Raw genomic sequence first — 17,509 nt, forward strand, 5'->3', positions numbered from 1 at the left:
TGGGTTCGCCTCCTTGCGGCTGCTGACGTGCGTTACAGATGCGCGAGTTTCTCCAGCACGGGGGCGGCCTCGCGCAGCTTCGCCCACTCGTCCTCGTCGAGCCCGTCGACCAGGCGGGCCAGGAAGGCGTTCCGCTTGCGGCGGCTCTCCTCCAGCATGGTCTCGGCCTGCTCGGTGCGGGTGACGACCTTCTGGCGCCGGTCCTCGGGGTGCGGCTCCAGGCGGACCAGGCCCTTGGCCTCCAGCAGCGCGACGATGCGGGTCATCGACGGCGGCTGCACATGCTCCTTGCGGGCCAGTTCGCCCGGGGTGGCGCTGCCGCAGTTGGACAGGGTGCCCAGCACCGACATCTCGGTGGGGCTGAGCGACTCGTCGACCCGCTGGTGCTTGAGCCGACGGGACAACCGCATCACGGCGGAGCGCAGGGAGTTCACGGCGGCTGTGTCGTCGCCATGGGTAAGGTCCGGCATGTTCTTTAGCGTAACTCATTACTCTCGCTAAAGACCACCGCGGACACGCACACGGACCGTGACTCCGGCCACTCCCGTCCGCTCACATCACTCATATGGGTGATACGGACGGGGAACGTGACACCTCATGCGGAACGGTGCCGCGACCCTCGTCTCCATGGGGACCAGCGTGCTCAGCCTGCGCGTGGACCGCGAGCTGCTCGACCGGCTCCGGTCCCATGCCGCGAAAAGAGGAATGAGCGTCCAGGACTATGTCGTCCAGACGCTCATCCGCAACGATTTCGACGAACGGTTCCGGTCCGCCGTCGAGGAGACGGACCGGTTCTACGGGGTCACCTGAGCGCCCCGGCCGCCGTCCCGCCCCCGCCCGCCAGGGCCACCGGGGCCACCGGGGCCACCGGGGCCACCGGGCTCAGGTGAGGCCCAGGGCCGGCATCAGGTAGTAGAAGGCGAAGACCGCCGCGACCACGTACATCGCCACCGGCACCTCGCGGGAGCGCCCCGCGGCCAGGCGCAGCGCGACGAAGGTGATGAAGCCCATCCCGATGCCGTTGGTGATCGAGTAGGTGAACGGCATCATCAGCATCGTCACGAAGGCCGGGATCGCGATCGTGTGGTCGGCCCAGTCGATCTCCCGGATCGAGCCGGACAGGATCAGGAAGCCGACCGCGAGCAGCGCCGGGGTGGCCGCCTGGGACGGGACCATGGTGGCGATCGGGGTGAGGAAGAGCGCGACGGCGAAGAGCAGGCCGGTGACGACGTTGGCGAAGCCGGTCCGCGCGCCCTCGCCGACACCCGCCGTGGACTCCACGAAGCAGGTGGTGGCCGAGGCCGAGCTGGCACCGCCGGCGGCGACGGCGATGCCGTCGACGAAGAGCACCTTGTTCATGCCGGGCATCTGGCCCTGCGCGTCCGTCAGCTTGGCCTCGTCACTGATGCCCATGATCGTGCCCATGGCGTCGAAGAAGCAGGACAGCAGCACGGTGAAGACGAACAGGATGCCGGTCAGCAGCCCGACCTTGTCGAAGCCGCCGAACAGGCTGACCTTGCCGAGCAGCCCGAAGTCCGGGGTGGAGACGGGGTTGCCCGGCCACTTGGGCGTGGTCAGGCCCCAGGACGTCACGTGCGCCACGGCGTTGATCACGACCGCCAGGACGGTCATGGCGACGATCGAGATGAGGATCGCGCCGGGCACCTTGCGCACGATCAGCGCGAGGGTGAGCAGCGCGCCCAGCACGAAGACCAGGACCGGCCAGCCGTTGAGGTGGCCGTCGGCGCCGAGCTGGAGCGGGACGGTGGTGTGGGCGGCGTCCGGGATGCGGGAGACGAACCCGGAGTCGACCAGGCCGATCAGCATGATGAACAGGCCGATGCCGATGGAGATGCCCTTGCGCAGGCCGAGCGGCACCGCGTTCATCACGCGCTCGCGCAGCCCGGTGGCGACCAGCAGCATCACCACGAAACCGGCGAGGACGACCATGCCCATCGCGTCCGGCCAGGACATGCGGGGGGCGAGCTGGAGCGCGACGACCGTGTTGACGCCGAGGCCGGCGGCCAGCGCGATCGGGACGTTGCCGATGACGCCCATGAGGAGCGTGGTGAAGGCCGCGGTCAGGGCGGTGGCGGTGACCAGCTGGCCGTTGTCGAGCTGGTGCCCGTACATGTCCTTCGCGCTGCCCAGGATGATCGGGTTCAGCACGATGATGTAGGCCATCGCGAAGAAGGTGGCGAAGCCGCCGCGGATCTCGCGGGGCAGGGAGCTGCCCCGCTCGGAGATCTTGAAGTAGCGGTCGAGGGCGCCGAAGGCGGGCGTTCCCGGCTTCTGGGGGGCGGGGACCTTGGCGGTGGCCGAGGTGGACATGCGGATGACCTCAGGGGTGCGGGAAGTACGTGAGTACCGGGCCGGGAGGGGGACCAAACGTGAACGAGTCCGCCACTTCCGTCACCGGCAGGTTCCCCCCGGACTGCCCCATTGGTGCTTTTCTACGACAAGAAGTAGCCAGACTCAGACTGTTTCAGTATGAACATATGAAGCCGGAAAAGGCCATCTCCGCGCGTAGACCCCGCATCCGCCCCGCCCCGGACCCGGTGCCTGCCCGCTCCGGAGTCTCCTTCTGCCCGCCGCGCACCGGGCCGTAAGCTGGGCCCATGGCGAAGTGGACCCCCAAGCACGAGGCGCCGGAGCCCCTGGAGGGCCCCGTGGTCGCCACCATCACCGGCGGCACGATCGTGTGGTTCGTCCTCTTCCTGGCCCAGCTCCCCTTCTACGGCTGGTTCGACGACCACGGCCGCACCTGGTGGCTGTGGACCTGCCTGGCCGGCGGCGGCCTCGGCCTGATCGGCATCTGGTACGTGCGCAAGCGCGACGCGGCGATCAAGCGCGCGGCCCAGCGGCAGGACGCGGCCCCGGCGGGCCGCCCGGCCACCACGGAGTAGCCGCCGCAGCCACCGCGGAGTAGCCGCCACGGCCGGGCGGCGGCCGGCGCGAGACGGCGACCCCGGCGCAGCGGCGGCGGTCCGGCCGGGCATGGGTGCGGGGCACCAGTTCCCCCGGGCAGGGCCCCCACCGGCTACGACCCTCGCAGGACGTGCGTCATCCCCTGGTCGGATCTTGCCCCCGCTCGACGAGTGAAGGCGCACATCGCCACGTACCGTCGAAAGCATGAGCCATACCGACGCGGGCGCGGAGCTGGACCCCGTACACCCCCTACCCGTCCCGCCGGCGCGGGCGCCCGGACTGACCCATGCCGAGGTGGCCGAGCGCCTCGCCCGCGGCGAGGTCAACGACGTGCCGGTGCGCAGCAGCCGTTCCCTCGCCGAGATCGTCCGGGCGAACGTCTTCACCCGCTTCAACGCGATCATCGGCGTGCTCTGGCTGATCACGCTGTTCGTCGCGCCGATCCAGGACAGCCTCTTCGGCTTCGTGATCATCGCCAACACCGGCATCGGGATCATCCAGGAGTGGCGGGCCAAGAAGACCCTGGACTCGCTCGCCGTGATCGGCGAGTCCCGGCCCACCGTCCGGCGCGACGGCGCCGCCACCGAGATCGCCACCTCGGAGATCGTCCTCGACGACGTCCTGGAGATCGGCCCCGGGGACAAGATCGTCGTGGACGGCACCTGTGTCGAGGCCGACGGCCTGGAGATCGACGAGTCGCTGCTCACCGGCGAGGCCGACCCGGTCGTCAAGCACCCCGGCGACCAGGTCATGTCCGGCAGCTTCGTCGTCGCCGGGGGCGGCGCGTTCCGGGCGGTCAAGGTCGGGCACAAGGCCTACGCCGCCCAGCTCGCCGAGGAGGCGTCCCGCTTCACCCTCGTCCACTCCGAGCTGCGCACGGGCATCTCCACCATCCTCAAGTACGTCACCTGGATGATGGTGCCCACCGCGCTCGGCCTGGTCGTCAGCCAGCTCGTGGCGAAGGACGACGACCTCAAGGACTCGGTCGCCCGCACCATCGGCGGGATCGTCCCGATGGTCCCGGAGGGGCTGGTCCTGCTCACCTCGGTGGCCTTCGCCATCGGCGTCATCCGGCTGGGCCGCAAGCAGTGCCTGGTGCAGGAGCTGCCCGCCATCGAGGGCCTGGCCCGCGTCGACACCGTCTGCCTGGACAAGACCGGCACCCTCACCGAGGGCGGCATGGACGTCACCGAGCTGCGCACGCTCGACGGCCGGCCCGAGCCGTACGTCCGCCAGGTGCTCGGCGCGCTCGGCGAGTCCGACCCGCGTCCCAACGCCTCCCTCCAGGCGATCATCGACGCCTGCCCGGACACCGAGGAGTGGCGCTGCGTGGAGTCGCTGCCCTTCTCCTCCGCCCGCAAGTACAGCGGCGCCAGCTTCAGCGAGAGCGACGGCGAGTCCAGTACGTGGCTGCTGGGCGCCCCGGACGTGCTGCTGCCCGAGGACTCGCCCGCGCTCGCCGAGACCGTCCGCCTCAACGAGCAGGGCCTGCGGGTGCTGCTGCTGGCCCGCGCCGGGCGCGAGCTGGACGATCCGGCGGTGGCCTCGGACGTCACCCCGGCCGCGCTGGTCGTGCTGGAGCAGCGGCTGCGCCCGGACGCCGCCGACACCCTGCGCTACTTCGCCGACCAGGACGTCCACGCCAAGGTCATCTCCGGTGACAACGCGGTGTCGGTGGGCGCGGTGGCCGCCAAGGTCGGGCTCACCGGCGCCGCCGTCGACGCGCGCCGGCTGCCCGCCGAACGCGACGACCTGGCCCGGGAGCTGGACGAGGCGACCGTGTTCGGCCGGGTCACCCCGCAGCAGAAGCGGGACATGGTGGGCGCCCTCCAGTCGCGCGGGCACACCGTCGCGATGACCGGCGACGGCGTCAACGACGTCCTCGCGCTCAAGGACGCCGACATCGGCGTCTCCATGGGCTCCGGTTCGGAGGCCACCCGGGCGGTCGCCCAGATCGTCCTGCTGAACAACAGCTTCTCCGTGCTGCCGTCCGTGGTCGCCGAGGGGCGGCGGGTCATCGGGAACATCACCCGGGTCGCGACGCTGTTCCTGGTCAAGACGGTCTACTCGGTGCTGCTCGCCGTGCTGGTGGTGTGCTCGCAGGTGGAGTACCCGTTCCTGCCCCGGCACCTGACCCTGCTGTCCACGCTCACCATCGGCGTCCCCGCCTTCTTCCTCGCCCTCGCCCCGAACACCGAGCGGGCCCGGCCGCACTTCGTCCGCCGGGTCATGCGGTACGCGGTGCCGGGCGGGGTGGTCGCCGCCGTCGCGACCTTCGTGACGTATCTGCTCGCCCGCCACCACTACACCGGCCCGCAGGCCCTGGACGCGGAGACCAGCGCGGCCACCCTCACCCTCTTCCTGATCTCCATGTGGGTGCTGGCGATCATCGCCCGGCCCTACACCTGGTGGCGGGTGCTGCTGGTGGCCGCGATGGGAGCGGCCTTCCTCGTCGTGCTGGCCGTGCCCGCGCTCCAGCAGTTCTTCGCGCTGAAGCTGGTGGGGACGGCGATGCCCTGGACGGCGGTGGGCATCGCCGTGGCGGCGTCGGCCGTGCTGGAGTTCCTGTGGAAGTGGGTGGGGCGGCGCTTCCCCGACTAGGACCTGTCCGGCCCCCGGAGGGTCCGGGGGCCGCGGGGCTCAGTCGAACCAGCGGTCCCGGGCCAGCTCCTCCGTGCGGGTCGGGTCCTCCAGCAGGGCGGCGACCTCGAAGCGGCGGGGCCACTGGCCCGCCGCCCAGGCCAGCCCCGCGGCCACGCCCTCCAGGGTGGCGGCGTGCAGGACCCCGTCGTCGGTGAGGCGCCAGTCCAGCTCGGTGCCGTCCACGACCAGCTCCTCGTGCTCGACGTAGGCGGCGGGCGTGCGCGGGCCGAGCAGCACCCGCACCGGCTCCGGTACACCGTGCTCGGTGCCCTCGGAGTCCACCGCGCCGGTGACCGACTCGCTCAGCCGCCGCACCTGGAGCAGCTCGGCCAGTTCGGCGGCGCGCGCGGGCCGTACCGGCAGCAGCGGGACGCCCGCGGTGAAGGGCAGCAGGTCCGGCGAGTCGCACACCACGGCCTCGGCCGCGTCCACCACCTCGACCCGGCCGTCCACGACGGCCCGCAGCTCGTCGGGCAGGGTGACCTGCTCCGGATCCAGGTCGGCGAGCGCCCCGTACAAGGCGTGCAACTGGGCGGGGGCCACCGGGCGTTCGGGGTCGGCGAGCCGGTCGAGGAGTTCGGCGGCGCCGCCCGGCTCGTCCAGCAGGGCGGCCACGGAGGTGCGCACGCCCAGGGCGCGCAGCACCTGCTCGTCCTCGAAGCCGGTGGCGTCGGCCTCGTCGTACAGGCCGCGCAGCAGCGGGTCGGACCCGGCGGCGCGCAGACCGGCCGGGCGGCGCCCGCCGAGCACCGGGTGCCCGCGCAGCCACCACGCGGTGTAGGGGCGTACGACCTCGTGGGTGCCGTCCGGCAGCAGGATCCGCACCGGCTGGGTGAGCGCGTCGCGCAGCGGCGGGCGGGCGAGCAGGGCCAGCGCGCGCGGCCACTGGTCGTCGTCGACGAGGTCCAGGTCGCGCACGGCGACGAGTTCGGTGGCGACCGGCGGGACCGGGGTGTCCGGGAAGCGGTCGAGGACGTCCTCGCACCACACGTCGACCGCGTCGAGCAGCCCCGGGTCGTCGGGCTCGGGGAAGTCGGCCTCGCGCGGCTCCAGTTCGTCCGGGTCGAGGACGACGTCGGTGGCGCGGACGAGCGCGAAGTCCACGAGCACCCCGCAGGCGGCCAGCGGCTGTTCGCCCCAGCGGGCGGCCAGCTCGCCGTCCGCGGAGGGCAGTTCGCCCTCGCGCATGACTTGGGCGAACGGGCCGCCGGGGAAGACCAGTTCACCGGCCGGGGCGAGTTCGCCGTCCTCGTCGGGCAGGGCGAGCGCGCCGAGCCAGGGCTCGTCGCCCGGCTCCAGGCCCGCGTCGCGGACCAGGGCGAGGACGGTGTCGGCGAGTTCCTCGGCGTCCGGGGTGTCCGCGTCCCAGGCGCCGCCGTCCTCGTCCAGGGAGGCGGCGACCGCGGCCCGCACCTGCGGGGTGGTGAGCACCGCGCGCGCGGTGGCGGGCAGCGCGCCCAGCTTCTCCAGGATCGGGTGGGCGGCGTCCGGGTGGGCGACCTTCAGACCCAGCCGGGCCAGCACCTCCGGGTCCGCGACGGCGACGGCGTCCCCGGTGGGCAGCAGCACCTGCCGGGGGCCGAGCGTGGTGCGCCCGTCGGCCAGCGGCACGGGCAGCCCGGTGAGCCGGTCCGGGTCGACACCGGCCAGGCTGTCGTACAGCCGCCGCCACCAGCCGGGCTCCTTCTCCAGACCGGCCAGCCGGTCCACGGCGTCGGTCAGCGGGACCCGGGCCACGCCCAGCGTGCGCAGCTCCACCCGCCGCTCCAGGCCGGCGGGCAGCAGGGTGGGCAGCACCTCGGCGAGGACTCGTACGGTCTCGGCGCCCGCGCCCTCCACCACCTCGGCGTCGCGCGGCCGCAGCGCGACGGGCAGCTCGTCGGCGGTGTCGGCGCCGGCCAGATTGTCTGCGGTGTCTGCGGTGTCTGCGATATCGGCTGTATCGGCGGTGTCCGGTCCGGCGCGGTGGGCGGTGGCAGGCGGCAGGAAGGCGGTGCGCGGCAGCCGCTCCAGGACGGCCTGGCGCAGGGTGCCGTCCAGCTCGCCCTTGCCGAGCGGCCCGGGGACGAGCCCGATGAGCGCCTCGGACACCGGCCGCCAGTCGGCGAGGAGCCCGGCGTAGGCGTCGGCGGCGCGCTGCGCGAGGAAGTCGGTGAGCGGGCCGGGCGCGGTGTGCCGACGGGTGGTGTCCAGCGGGAACGAGGCGATGAGCAGGGCGGGGACGCCCAGGGGCTCGTCGCTGGGGGTGGGCGCGTGCACGACCGGGCTGGTGCGCGGGGCGCGCGGGGCGCCGTCCTCGTCCACGGGGACCGCCCAGGTCAGGGACCAGTGGGGCCGCAGCCGCTCCTCCACCGGCCGGTCGGCCAGGAGGTCGGCGGTGAGCGGCCCGTGCGCGTCGGCGGTGCGCCAGCGGGTGGTGCCCTCGCGGGTGTCCTCCACGACCGTGAGCGCGCCCTCGGTGCGGCGGCGCAGCGTGCGCGGGGCGTCGTCGCCGGTCTCGATCACGACCTCGGCCAGGCCCGGCAGGGCGAGCAGCAGGGCGTCGTCGACCGCGCGCAGCAGCCGCTCGGCGAGGTCGGCGGCGGCCGTGTCGCGCAACGGCAGGATGACGGCCGTGTCGTACGGGCCGGGTGCGGTGCCCTCGGCGGCGAACGGGAGCCGCAGCAGCGGGACATGGCCGTCGCGGCGGCGGATCTCGTCACCGAGGCCGGGGCTGTGCCGGGCGGTCTCCTCCGCGAGGTTCCGGGCCTCGGCGAGCGACCAGCGCACCCCGCCGTGCCGCCCGACGACGGCGGGCTCGTCGGTGACGGCGAGCACGGCGGCGAAGCCGACGCCGAAGCGGCCCACGGAGGCCACGCGGCCGTCCCCGGTGTCCCGCTTCGCCGAGGCGCGCAGCGTGGACAGCGACTCCACACCGGTCGCGTCCAGCGGGGCACCGGTGTTGGCGGCGACGAGGACGCCGTCGCGCAGGGTGAGCCGCAGCCGGCCCGGTACTCCGGCGCGGGCGGCGGCGTCGGCGGCGTTCTGCGCCAGCTCGACCACGAGCCGGTCGCGGTAGCCGCCGAGGACCAGGTCCTCCTCGGCGTTGGCGTCCTCACGGAACCTGGCCGGGCTGGTCGCCCAGGCGTCCAGCACACCGCGGCGCAGGCGCGCGGTCCCGAACGGGTCTCCCCCGGCGGAGGGCTGCACCAACATGCTCACGTTCATTCTCCTCATGAGGGTGAGGAGAAGGTACCGCGCCGCCGGGAACGGGTGCGCCCCGTCCCGGACAGGGCCCCGGGCGGGGCGGAGAACGGGGTCCCGGGGGCCGCTGGGGCCGCTCCGGGACCGGGGTCCCGCGGGGGCGTACGCGCTACGAGTGCCCCAGCTCGGCGGTCTCGTCGTCGGTGACGGGCACCGAGCCCGAGTCGGGGGCGGGACGCAGCGGGAAGGGGTCCACCCGGGTCTCGTCGACGACCGGCGGGGCGGGCTGGGGCGGCTTCGGCATGACGGCCGCCTCGGAGTGGCCGCCGCAGCCGTACGCCAGGGAGACGACACGGCCGTCCGCCGGGGAGAACTCGTTGGCGCAGACCCCGAAGGCCTGGCCCAGCGAGCCGCCGACGGGCACCAGGAAGGCGCAGCTCACACAGGACGCCGGGGCCGCCTGCGCCATGGGCGTCTGCGGGCCGTACGCCTCCTCCCAGCGGTCGGCGGCGGTGTGCAGGCCGTAGCGGGACAGGACGCGGGCGCGGCCCATGCCCAGCTCCTCGGCGACCGCGGCGACGGAGCCGCGCGAGGGCGCGGTGGGCAGGTTCCGGGGCGGGCCCGCGGTGACGTCGGCGTCCTCGGCCTCCGCCAGCTCGGCCATCTCCTCGGAGACGGCGGAGTTCGGCGCGGGCTCGTCCTCGCCGGAGAAGCCGGGCTCCAGGCGCAGATCCTCGGCGTCGGTGGGCAGCAGGTCGCCGGGGCCCATGTCGCCGGGGCGCAGCCGCTCGCTCCAGGGCACCCACTCGGGGGCGAGCAGGGCGTCGGGGCCGGGCAGCAGGACGGCCTCGTCCAGGGTGACGATCTTCGCGCGGGAGGCGCGGGCCACGGTCACCGCCCAGCGCCAGCCCCGGTAGCCCGGTTCCTTGCACTCGAAGAAGTGGGTGACGACGCGGTCGCCCTCGGACACCAGGCCCGCGTGCTCGCCGACGACGCCGGGGGCCGCCGCCTCCTCGGCTGCGGCACGGGCGAGGTCGACCGCCTCGGCGCACAGGCGGTCGGGGGTGCGGCTTCGCGTGGTCGCTGCGCTCACAGGTATCGCTTCTCTCCTACGCCGTCTCTCGGGTGCGCCGGCCTGAAGGCGGCGGGGCGGACGGAGCGGACCCTGGACCGCGTCGACGTCCGCGCCCGATCGCGCTCGGGCGCACCTACGTCATCCATTCTGCGGTATGCACGTAAGGCGCGCGGCCGAGAACGTTCGCCACGGCGCGCTACGCACGCTACCTTCTCGTCGCCGCTGGGCCTACACCGACGGTGGCTTCACGCCCGCGCGGCGACCTCCGCGGGGGCGCGCGGGACGCCTCGGGCGGCTGTGTCGCGGGGGCGGGGGGCGCGCATTCCCGGGGCGCGCGGGGGCGATTTCGCGGGCCGGGGCTTGTCGGGCGGCTTCTGCGGGGGACGGCTTCCGGGACGAGCGGAACTTCTTTCGAGGCACGCGAAACTTCTTTTCGGCGGGCGGCCGGGGCGCGGGGCGGGGCGTGCCGGGGCGGGGGCGTGACGGGGCGCGGGGTGGTCCGGCACGCGGCGGAGCGACGGAGCGGCGGAGGAGGCGGGGCCGGTCCGGGCCGAGGTCCGGCGGCCAGTGTCCGGTGTCCAGGACGCCGGGAGGCCGGGAGGCCGGGAAGCCGGGAAGCCGGGAAGCCGGGAAGTCGGGCGAGTCGGCTCCCGGTGGGCGCCCCGGGGCCGGGCGAGCCCGTCCCCCTCCCCGGCTCCCCGGCCGGAAGCCGGACCCGAGCAGAGCGGCTGCCGGAGCGGCGGGTGCGGGGTGCGGCCGCCGGGGCGGGCGATGCGGGGATGTGGTGCGGCCATCGGGCCGTCGCGTGCGGGGGGGGGCAGCCGGTGGGGCCGTCGGGGCGGTCCGGGACGGGTGTTCGGGGGTGGTGGCGCTAGGGGCGGCCGTATCGGGGCACTATGACGGAGTGGCAGCCGCGAGGACGCCCCCGGAGACCGCCGGGCTCGAAGAGCCCGAAGAGGTGACGGCGGGCAGCAGCCGGGGCAGCGGTTCGGGCCGGTTCGGCGGTTCCGTCCGCGCGGTGGGCCGTGCCCTGCGGCTGCCGTTCACCGGCACCGCGCGCGGGATCCGCCGGGTCACCCACGCGCACGGCGCGGGCGAGTCCGGCCTCGGCAAGCTGATCGAGCTGCACGCGGTGAACGGCGCCGGTGACGTGATGATCACCGTGGCGCTCGCCTCCACCGTCTTCTTCTCGGTCCCCACCGACGAGGCCCGCGGCCGGGTCGCGCTGTACCTGGCCATCACCATGGCCCCGTTCACGGTCCTCGCCCCGGTGATCGGCCCGCTCCTGGACCGGCTGCCGCACGGGCGCCGCGCCGCGATGGCCGCCGCGATGCTGGCCCGCGCGCTGCTCGCGCTGATCATCGCGGGCGCCGCGGCGGGCGGCGGGCTCGAACTGTATCCGGCGGCGCTCGGCGTGCTGGTCGCCTCCAAGGCGTACGGCGTGGTCCGCAGCGCGGTGGTGCCGCGGCTGCTGCCGCCGTCGTTCTCGCTGGTCAAGGCGAACTCACGGGTCACGCTCGGCGGACTGCTCGCCACCGGCGCCGCCGCGCCCATCGGGGCCGGGCTGCATCTCGTCGGGCCGGGGTGGCCGCTGTACGGCGCCTTCGTGATCTTCGTCGCGGGGACGTTCCTGTCCTTCTCGCTGCCCCGCAAGGTCGACTCCGCCAAGGGCGAGCACCGGGCGCTGCTCGCCGCCGACGCGCCGTCCCGCCCCCGCGGGCCGCGCCGCAAGCCGCCCCGGCGCCCCGGGCTGCGCGGTGTCGGTACGGCCGTCACGCACGCCCTCGCCGCCAACGCGGCCCTGCGCTGCCTGTCCGGCTTCCTGATCTTCTTCCTCGCCTTTCTCCTGCGCGAGCACCCGCTGGCCGGGCAGAACGCGGCCGTCTCGCTCGGCATCGTGGGCGTGGCGGCGGGCGCGGGCAACGCGCTGGGCACGGCGGTCGGCGCGTGGCTGCGCTCGCGCGCCCCGGAGGTCATCGTGGTGACGGTCGTCGCGATCGTGCTCGGGGTGGCGGTGCTGGCGGCGGCGCTCTTCAGCGCGGTCCTGGTGGCGTGCCTGGCCGCGTTCGCCGGGTTCGGGCAGGCGCTGGGCAAGCTGTCGCTGGACGCGCTGATCCAGCGGGACGTGCCCGAGGCGGTGCGCACCTCGGCGTTCGCGCGCTCCGAGACGCTGCTCCAGATGGCCTGGGTGCTGGGCGGCGCGATCGGCATCGTGCTGCCTCTCAACGGCGTGCTGGGCCTGTCCGTGGGCGCCGCGATCGTCGCGTGCGGCTGGCTGCCCACGGCCCGGGGCCTGCTGGCCTCCGCCCGCCACGGCGGCGCGCCGGACCGCCCCGGGGCACCGGCCTGAGGACCCGCGCCACGGCCACCGCGGCCACGGGAGGGCAGGCCGACGCGCGGTGCGCCGCGCCGCGGTGCGGGAGCGGCCCGCGGGTGGTCGGGGCGTGCCCCGGGGGGCCGTTCGGGCGCACGCCGCACCCCCGCGTGGCCGGAGGGCTGGACGTGCCCGATAGCCTTCCGCCATGACCTCGCTGCAATCCGCCGTGCGACGCCGCCGCGCCGTCGCCGCTGCCGGCGCCGTTTCCGCCGGACTGCTTCTCCTGACGGCCTGCGACAAGCCGACGCCGATGGCCACGATCACCGTGGGCGACGACTCGGTGCACTCGGAGGCGACCTGCTACAACGACGGCAAGGCGATCAAGACCGCCGACCTGCCGAAGTGCCTGAAGTCGGACAAGTCGATCAAGGTCGACCCCGACGAGACCGTCCGCTTCGGTGTCGACCCGGACATCGCGGACAAGGGCTGGACCATCCTGATGAACGGTCAGCCGCTGACCGACTCCAGCAAGAAGTCGTACCGCACCATCCCGGGCAGCGTGTTCTTCAACGCCCAGTACGGCGCCAGCGGCAACTCAACCTGGATCGCCGTCAAGGAGGGCGACAAGGACGTGACCGGTGTGTGGTCCTTCAAGCTCGAGAAGGACTCCTGACACGTCCTCCGTACGCGTACTCGTCGCCACCGCGGTCCCGGCCGAACGGGACGCGGTGGCACGGGCGTTCGCGTCCGCCGGGCCGCCCCGCGAGGTGCCGCTGCCCGGGGTGGCCGTGCACCGCCTCGGCGGTCCCGGCACCGGCCTCGACCTGATCGCCGCCGGCGTCGGCCCCGCCCTCGCCGCCGCGTCCACCGCCACCGCCCTCACCGCCGCCGCGCTCGCGGGCGCCCCGTACGGCCTGGTCGTCTGCGCCGGCATCGCGGGCGGCTTCGCCCCCGCGGCGACAGACCTTCCCGGCCGTCCCGGCCGTCCCGGCTCTCCTCACCGTCCCCGGCTGCCCGGCGCGCCCGTCGGCTCGCTCGTCCTCGCCGACGAGATCACCGCCGCCGACCTGGGCGCCGAGACCGCCGACGGCTTCCTGCCGGTGACCGACCTCGGCTTCGGCACCGTCACCCACCGTCCCCCCGAATCACTCGTACGGGCCGTCGCGTCCGCGACCGGCGCGGCCACGGGCACGGTGCTGACCGTCTCGACCGTGACCGGCACCGCCGCCCGCGCCGCCGCCCTGCGCGCCCGCCACCCCCGTGCCCTCGCCGAGGCCATGGAGGGGTTCGGCGTCGCCGAGGCCGCCGCAGCGCACTCGGTCCCCGTGCTGGAACTGCGCGCGGTCTCCAACCCCGTCGGGCCGCGCGACCGCGCCGCCTGGCGCATCGGCGACGCGCTCGCGGCCCTGACCGAGGGCTTCGGGAAGCTCGCCCCCGTACTGGAGAGTTGGAACGCCCATGAGCCCCCAGAATCCGCAGAGCCCGCACAGTCCGCAGAGCCCGCAGAGCCCGCAGAGCCCGCGGATTCCTGAGCAGGTGCGGATCGCCTACTCGCCCTGCCCCAACGACACCTTCGTCTTCGACGCCCTCGCGCACGGCCGGATCCCCGGCGCGCCCGCCCTCGATGTCACCTTCGCCGACATCGACATCACCAACGGCATGGCCGAGCGCGGCGAGCACGACGTGCTGAAGGTGTCGTACGCGGTGCTGCCCTACGTCCTGGACGAGTACGCGCTGCTGCCGTGCGGCGGCGCGCTGGGCCGGGGCTGCGGGCCGCTGGTGCTGACCCGGGAGCCGGACGCCGATCTGAAGGGGCGCACGGTCGCGGTGCCGAGCGAGCGGTCGACGGCGTACCTGCTGTTCCGGCTCTGGGCGGCGGACACCGTGCCCGGCGGGGTGGGCGAGATCGTCGTGATGCCGTTCCACGAGATCATGCCCGCGGTGCGGGACGGGAAGGTCGACGCCGGTCTGGTGATCCACGAGGCCCGCTTCACGTACCAGAACTACGGTCTGCACAAGCTCGCCGACATGGGCGAGCACTGGGAGGACACCACCGGGCTGCCCATCCCGCTCGGCGCGATCATCGCCAGGCGGTCCCTGGGCGCGGCGGCGCTGACCGGGCTCGCCGACGCGATCCGCGCCTCCGTGCGCGCCGCCTGGGACGACCCCGAGGTGTCCCGGCCGTACGTCATGGAGCACGCCCAGGAGATGGACCCGGCCGTCGCCGACCAGCACATCGGGCTGTACGTCAACGAGTTCACCGCGGGTCTGGGCGAGGACGGCTACGCGGCGGTCCGCGGCCTGCTCACCCGGGCGGCGGCCGAGGGGCTGGTACCGGCCCTCGGACCCGACGCGCTGGCCTTCCCCTGAGCGGGGACCTGCGAGGCGGCCCGGCGGTTCACGTGGTCAGACGTCCAGCTGGTCGGCGACCGCGCGCAGCAGTCCGGCGACCTTCTTGCCGGAGGTCTTCTCGGGGTAGCGGCCGCGCTCCAGGGTCTGGCCGACGCTCTCCAGGAGCGTCGTCAGGTCCTGCACGATGGAGAGCAGCTCGTCCGGCTTCTTGCGCTGGGCCGCCGCGACCGAGGGCGCCGGCTCCAGGAGCGTCACCGTCAGTGCCTGGTCGCCGCGCTGCCCGGCGACCACGCCGAACTCCACGCGCTGTCCCGGCTTGAGCGCGTCTACTCCGGCGGGAAGGACCGAGGAATGGACGAAGACGTCACCGCCGTCGTCGCGGGAGAGGAAGCCGAAGCCCTTCTCGACGTTGAACCACTTGACCTTGCCAGTCGGCAAAGCACACACTCCCTCGATCGGTCCCGGACGCCCTTGAACTGCCGTTGAACCACCTTACCGGGGCTCTCCCCCGCCGAACACGTGCTTAACCACGCCCCGTAACGGCTCCCGGCCGCCGTCCGTCCGGATCCCGACGCCCCGGATCGCGCTCCCGCGCGCGGCGGCACGACCGGTCACCGGCCGGCCGTCGCCGGGACTCCGCCAGGTCGCCGATGGGCCGTCGACGGGCTGTCCGCGCGGGGGCCTACCCTGGTCGGGTGCGTGACAAGACCCAAGAGAATCCCGCCCCCGGCGACCGGCTGATCCGGGCCGGGGCCATCGTGTTCTTCATCGGCACGCTGGCCACCATGGTCACGGTGGCGCCCCTGTTCTTCGGGGCGAAGCCGTTCCCCACCTATATGTTCGGCCTGAGCATGCTCATGGGCGTCGGCTTCCTGATCGCCGCCGCCGGGGTGCTCCAGTCGATCGCCGCGGGCCGCCGCCAGGCGCGCGGCGAGGCCGGGTAGCCGTCAGGCCACGGACTCGCCGGACAGCCGTCAGGCCACGGACTCGTTCTCGGCCGAAACGCGCGCCTGCGCGTCCGGAATCCGGCCCTCGGACCAGCCCGCGAACCACTCGGGGAACGCGGTGAGCGCCCCGAGGACCACATCCGCGCCCGCCTCCGCCAGCTCCCGCTCGTCGCACGGCCCGGTGGCCACCGCCACCGACAGGGCACCGGCCGCGCGAGCACCGCGCACGTCGCCCACGTGGTCGCCGACGTACACCCCGGCGCCGTACGCGCGCAGCGCCTCCGCCTTGCGCTCCGCCCACAGACCGCCGATCACCGCGTCCGGCTCGATGCCCAGGTGCTCCAGGTGCAGCCGGGCGTTCGGCTCGTGCTTGGCGGTGACGACGATCGCCCGGCCGCCCGCCTTCCGCACGGCCGCGACCGCCTCGCGGGCGCCCGGGAGGGCGAGCGTGGGCGCGACGGCGGTCGCCGGGTACAGCTCGCGGTACAGGTCCGCGACGGCCTCGACCCGGTCGGCCGGGAACCAGTTGACCAGCTCGTCCTCCAGCGGCGGCCCGAGCCGGGTGACCACCAGGTCGGCGTCGACGTGCGTCCCGGTCCGCGCGGACAGTTCCACGTAGCAGGCGTGGATGCCGGGGCGGGAGTCGATGAGGGTCATGTCGAGGTCGAAGCCGACGGTCAGCGGGCGCGAGGTCATGGGGCCATTGTGCCCAGGGGCGACGGCGGCGGGACGGCCGGTCCGGGATCCAGGACCTCAGCCGCGCCGCCGCTGCGAGCGCCACACCAGGAACAGCGCCGACAGCACGGCCGCCGTCCGCAGCACCCAGGGCCAGGTCTGGCCGACCGCGTCGTTCATCTGGCCCTGGGCGATGGGGGCGCCCCAGCGGCCCTCGCCCCGGCCCCACAGCCACAGGAGCCCGGCGGCGAGGGCCAGTCCGGGCATCCCCAGGACGGCCCACTTGGTCTCCATGGGCGTCAGCCGCCGGGAGCCGTACGCGATGACCCAGCCGAGCAGCAGCGCGAACAGGTTGCCGGTCACCGCGCCGCCCACCAGCAGCGCGGCGGCGAGCAGGAGCAGCGGGTTGCTCCACCGGGCGCGGGCGGTCTCCTTCGCCGCCCGCCGGGGCAGCAGGCCGAAACGCCGCCGCGACGGGCTCTCCGGCACGGCCTCCGTCGCGTCCGGTGCCTGCGGTGCTGTGTCCGTCGTGTCCGCCGCGTCGGCCGGTGCGGTGCCGGGGCCCGCCGGGCCGTCGGGCCGTCGCGGCGGCGGGGCCTTGAGCAGGTCGGGGATCTCCACCCCGCCGACGAATCCGGCCGGTACGTCGTCGCCGAGGCCGAACGGGCTGTCGTCCCCGCGCCACCAGTCGGGGCGGATCCGGGCGTCGCCCAGGTCGTCGGCGGTCGCCAGGTGCGGCGGCAGCGCGCCGCCGGGCGGGGGCGGAGGCGGGGACGCGGGATTCGGGTCCGGGTTCAGGTCCGGGTCCGGCCGGGCGGGGCGCGGCCGGGGCACGACCCGGCGCAGGCTCTTCAGCAGCGACGGTTCCGCTTCGTCGCCGGTCCCGCCGGAACGGGCGGACGCGGTCCCGGTGGGCCGGGCCGGGCCGGGGTCCCGCTGCACGGGCACGGCGGGCGGCGGCGGGGCGGGCGCGGCACCCGGAGCGGCGCCGAAGACCGCGCCCGCGCCCGGGGCACCGGTGGTGCCGCCCGCCGCCGTGACGATGTCGTCGGGGCTGCCGAGGCGGTCCAGGATGCGGCGGACGGCGGCGGGACTGTCGACGGCGGTCCTGGCCCGGCAGCGGTCGATCTCGTCGCGCAGCTGCGACACCAGCCGCATCCGGGTGGCCGAGGACAGCTGGCGCTGCTGGGCCACGTCCCCGACGCGGCTCAGATACTCGTAGACGACCTGGTCGCTCTCGATCCCCACGAACCCCTCCGGGGCGGCTGGCCGATGACCCCGTGGCACGACGGTACCGCGTACCGGGCGGCTCCCGGGGCCGCCCGCCGCGACCCGCCCGCCGCGCCCCGTACGCCGGTGCCCCGCACGCGGTCCGCCCGCCGCCCGTCC

General features: G+C 74.7%; 15 protein-coding genes. 8 read left to right on the top strand and 7 right to left on the bottom strand.

Translation table 11 applies throughout. The annotated features are described in order from the left end of the window. Nucleotides 1-32: 32 nt before the first annotated feature. Nucleotides 33-470, bottom strand: coding sequence for a MarR family winged helix-turn-helix transcriptional regulator (locus ACWDYF_RS13960; protein ID WP_018567084.1), 438 nt, complete (start codon nt 468-470; stop codon nt 33-35). Between the two features lie 157 nt (nt 471-627). Here ACWDYF_RS13960 and ACWDYF_RS13965 point away from each other — a divergent pair, with 157 nt between their 5' ends. After that, nucleotides 628-810: a ribbon-helix-helix protein, CopG family gene (locus tag ACWDYF_RS13965; protein ID WP_064537497.1), complete on the top strand. Its 183-nt coding sequence runs from the start codon at nt 628-630 to the stop codon at nt 808-810. Nucleotides 811-882: 72 nt separating this feature from the next. Here the strand turns inward: ACWDYF_RS13965 and ACWDYF_RS13970 are convergent, their stop codons facing one another. Beyond that, on the bottom strand, nt 883-2,331 hold the full coding sequence (locus ACWDYF_RS13970) for an NCS2 family permease (protein WP_381737350.1): 1,449 nt from the start codon (nt 2,329-2,331) through the stop codon (nt 883-885). A gap of 287 nt (nt 2,332-2,618) precedes the next feature. Here ACWDYF_RS13970 and ACWDYF_RS13975 point away from each other — a divergent pair, with 287 nt between their 5' ends. Both ACWDYF_RS13975 and ACWDYF_RS13980 read left to right on the top strand, forming a co-directional pair. Next, nucleotides 2,619-2,906, top strand: coding sequence for a DUF2530 domain-containing protein (locus ACWDYF_RS13975; RefSeq protein ID WP_389463109.1), 288 nt, complete (start codon nt 2,619-2,621; stop codon nt 2,904-2,906). Nucleotides 2,907-3,132: 226 nt separating this feature from the next. Further along, the gene (locus ACWDYF_RS13980; protein WP_381737346.1) at nt 3,133-5,529 is read left to right on the top strand and encodes a cation-translocating P-type ATPase; all 2,397 of its coding nucleotides are present in this window, start codon (nt 3,133-3,135) and stop codon (nt 5,527-5,529) included. 39 nt (nt 5,530-5,568) lie between these two features. Here the strand turns inward: ACWDYF_RS13980 and ACWDYF_RS13985 are convergent, their stop codons facing one another. Both ACWDYF_RS13985 and ACWDYF_RS13990 read right to left on the bottom strand, forming a co-directional pair. Then, nucleotides 5,569-8,772 (bottom strand): sacsin N-terminal ATP-binding-like domain-containing protein, encoded by a 3,204-nt coding sequence (locus ACWDYF_RS13985; RefSeq protein ID WP_389463112.1) that lies wholly within the window; start codon nt 8,770-8,772, stop codon nt 5,569-5,571. A gap of 151 nt (nt 8,773-8,923) precedes the next feature. Continuing rightward, complete coding sequence (locus tag ACWDYF_RS13990; protein WP_381737343.1) at nt 8,924-9,847, bottom strand: DUF3027 domain-containing protein; 924 nt, start codon at nt 9,845-9,847, stop codon at nt 8,924-8,926. An 886-nt stretch (nt 9,848-10,733) separates the two neighbouring features. On the opposite strand from ACWDYF_RS13990, the gene ACWDYF_RS13995 reads away from it, so the two are divergent. The 4 genes from ACWDYF_RS13995 (at nt 10,734) to ACWDYF_RS14010 (ending at nt 14,516) form a co-directional block, all read left to right on the top strand. After that, on the top strand, nt 10,734-12,179 hold the full coding sequence (locus ACWDYF_RS13995) for an MFS transporter (protein WP_389463114.1): 1,446 nt from the start codon (nt 10,734-10,736) through the stop codon (nt 12,177-12,179). Between the two features lie 172 nt (nt 12,180-12,351). Beyond that, nucleotides 12,352-12,819 (top strand): hypothetical protein, encoded by a 468-nt coding sequence (locus ACWDYF_RS14000; RefSeq protein WP_018567076.1) that lies wholly within the window; start codon nt 12,352-12,354, stop codon nt 12,817-12,819. A gap of 55 nt (nt 12,820-12,874) precedes the next feature. After that, nucleotides 12,875-13,678 carry a futalosine hydrolase gene (locus ACWDYF_RS14005; RefSeq protein ID WP_389463116.1) on the top strand — a complete coding sequence of 268 codons (804 nt, stop codon included), beginning with the start codon at nt 12,875-12,877 and terminating at the stop codon, nt 13,676-13,678. Nucleotides 13,679-13,688: 10 nt separating this feature from the next. After that, nucleotides 13,689-14,516 (top strand): 1,4-dihydroxy-6-naphthoate synthase, encoded by an 828-nt coding sequence (locus ACWDYF_RS14010; protein WP_037873498.1) that lies wholly within the window; start codon nt 13,689-13,691, stop codon nt 14,514-14,516. Between the two features lie 36 nt (nt 14,517-14,552). Here the strand turns inward: ACWDYF_RS14010 and ACWDYF_RS14015 are convergent, their stop codons facing one another. Continuing rightward, complete coding sequence (locus ACWDYF_RS14015; protein ID WP_389463118.1) at nt 14,553-14,936, bottom strand: cold-shock protein; 384 nt, start codon at nt 14,934-14,936, stop codon at nt 14,553-14,555. Nucleotides 14,937-15,193: 257 nt separating this feature from the next. On the opposite strand from ACWDYF_RS14015, the gene ACWDYF_RS14020 reads away from it, so the two are divergent. After that, nucleotides 15,194-15,442, top strand: a complete 249-nt coding sequence (locus ACWDYF_RS14020; protein WP_018567072.1) for a hypothetical protein — start codon at nt 15,194-15,196, stop codon at nt 15,440-15,442. A gap of 30 nt (nt 15,443-15,472) precedes the next feature. Here the strand turns inward: ACWDYF_RS14020 and ACWDYF_RS14025 are convergent, their stop codons facing one another. Next, entirely contained in the window at nt 15,473-16,141 is a 669-nt protein-coding gene (locus tag ACWDYF_RS14025) for an HAD family hydrolase (protein WP_389463121.1), read from the bottom strand. A 57-nt stretch (nt 16,142-16,198) separates the two neighbouring features. Beyond that, complete coding sequence (locus ACWDYF_RS14030; protein WP_389463123.1) at nt 16,199-17,368, bottom strand: hypothetical protein; 1,170 nt, start codon at nt 17,366-17,368, stop codon at nt 16,199-16,201. Nucleotides 17,369-17,509: the final 141 nt, after the last annotated feature.

The sequence above is a fragment of the Streptomyces sp. NPDC003284 genome (assembly GCF_053589675.1).

What these genes read in the sequence shown, in the direction of transcription:
- ACWDYF_RS13960 (WP_018567084.1), bottom strand. Translation starts at nt 470, where the DNA reads ATGCCGGACCTTACCCATGGCGACGACACAGCCGCCGTGAACTCCCTG.
- ACWDYF_RS13965 (WP_064537497.1), top strand. Translation starts at nt 628, where the DNA reads ATGGGGACCAGCGTGCTCAGCCTGCGCGTGGACCGCGAGCTGCTCGAC.
- ACWDYF_RS13970 (WP_381737350.1), bottom strand. Translation starts at nt 2,331, where the DNA reads ATGTCCACCTCGGCCACCGCCAAGGTCCCCGCCCCCCAGAAGCCGGGA.
- ACWDYF_RS13975 (WP_389463109.1), top strand. Translation starts at nt 2,619, where the DNA reads ATGGCGAAGTGGACCCCCAAGCACGAGGCGCCGGAGCCCCTGGAGGGC.
- ACWDYF_RS13980 (WP_381737346.1), top strand. Translation starts at nt 3,133, where the DNA reads ATGAGCCATACCGACGCGGGCGCGGAGCTGGACCCCGTACACCCCCTA.
- ACWDYF_RS14000 (WP_018567076.1), top strand. Translation starts at nt 12,352, where the DNA reads ATGACCTCGCTGCAATCCGCCGTGCGACGCCGCCGCGCCGTCGCCGCT.
- ACWDYF_RS14025 (WP_389463121.1), bottom strand. Translation starts at nt 16,141, where the DNA reads ATGACCTCGCGCCCGCTGACCGTCGGCTTCGACCTCGACATGACCCTC.